Here is a 1,258-nt window from a genome sequence, read left to right as displayed (position 1 = left end):
GCCTTGCCGTCGAGGCCGAAGAAGCCGCCGAGCAGCGTCGCCGCCGGCACGTCGGGCGGATCGATCGGCGCGGACGGGTTGAGGGCGGCCAGCCGCGCCCGCAGAGGCGCGGTGTCCCCGGCCAGATCGGCTTTCGCGAGCACGATCCGGTCGGCCACCGCGGCCTGTCGCATCGCTTCCGGGTGGTCGTCGAACGTCGCGGACCCGTTGACGGCGTCGACGACGGTGACGACGCCCTGGAGCCGGTACCGCATCACGAGATAGGGATGGTAGATCAGCGCGTGCAGGATCGGCGCCGGGTCGGCGAGCCCGGTGGTCTCGATCACCACCCGGCGGAACGGCGTGATCCGGCCGTTGTCGCGCTTGCGCAGCAGGTCTTCCAGCGTCGCGATCAGGTCGCCGCGCACGGTGCAGCACAGGCAGCCGGCGCCGAGGAGGACCATGTCCTCGGTGACGCCCTCGATCAGCAGGTGGTCGAGCCCGATCTCGCCGAACTCGTTGACGATGACGACGGTGTCGGCGAGCGCCGGGTCCCGCAGCATCCGGTTGAGCAGCGTGGTCTTGCCGGCTCCGAGGAAGCCGGTGAGCACGGTGAGCGGGATCGGGTCCGGTCGGCGGGGGGCGTCGGTCATGCGCCCGGCCTAGCGCGGCCGGGCGGCGGGCTCAATCGCTGAGGCCGATCACTCGTCCGCGGTCGCAGCAGACTTCGCAGCGGACGACTTGGCAGCGGACGACTTGGCAGCGGACGACTTGGCAGCGGACGACTTGGCAGCGGACTTTGCCCCGCCGGGCTTGGCCTTCGCCGTCGGCTTGGCGGGCGTCACCTTGGCAGATGTCGGCTTGGCCGGCGCAGGTTTGCCGCCCTTCTGGGTCGCCGTCGTCGCCGGCTTGGTGTGGGCCGGCGTATGCTTGGCCTCCGGCATGCCGGAGGCGTCCACCGCGGTGTAGGCGCTGGCCGAGCGGGGCACGCCGCCGGCGACGGCGGGCTTCGCCTTCCCCTGCGACTTGGCCTGCGCCTTGGCCTCCACGGCCGCGGCCCGCTTCTGCTTGGCCGCCTCCAGCGCCGCCTCGCGCTTGGCCTTGGCGGCCTCGAGCTTCGCGGTGCGGCTCGAGGCGGCGGCGGCCTTCTCGGCCTCGGCCTGCTCGTTGAGCATAATCTGCCCCTCGGCCGGGTCGCGACCGATCCAGACCAGGATCGGCTGCAGCGGCGCGCGCGGCGGCAGGGTCCGGTTCCGCGCGGCCGCGCGGAACCGGACCC

At 73.1% G+C, this 1,258-nt stretch carries 1 protein-coding gene and 1 pseudogene; both read right to left on the bottom strand.

The window, feature by feature from the left end; translation table 11 throughout:
• The coding region (locus FV222_RS26515) for a GTP-binding protein (RefSeq protein ID WP_147816102.1) at positions 1-632 on the bottom strand (632 nt) is incomplete at its 3' end.
• 48 nt (positions 633-680) lie between these two features.
• Positions 681-1,258 (bottom strand): annotated as a pseudogene (locus FV222_RS30200) (hypothetical protein); the annotation flags it as partial.

Origin of the sequence: Methylobacterium sp. WL103, assembly GCF_008039885.1 — a bacterium.
Taxonomy (GTDB): Bacteria; Pseudomonadota; Alphaproteobacteria; order Rhizobiales; family Beijerinckiaceae; genus Methylobacterium; species Methylobacterium cerastii.
Note: the sequence above shows the minus strand (reverse complement) of the source record. Positions and strands in the feature narration are given on the sequence as shown.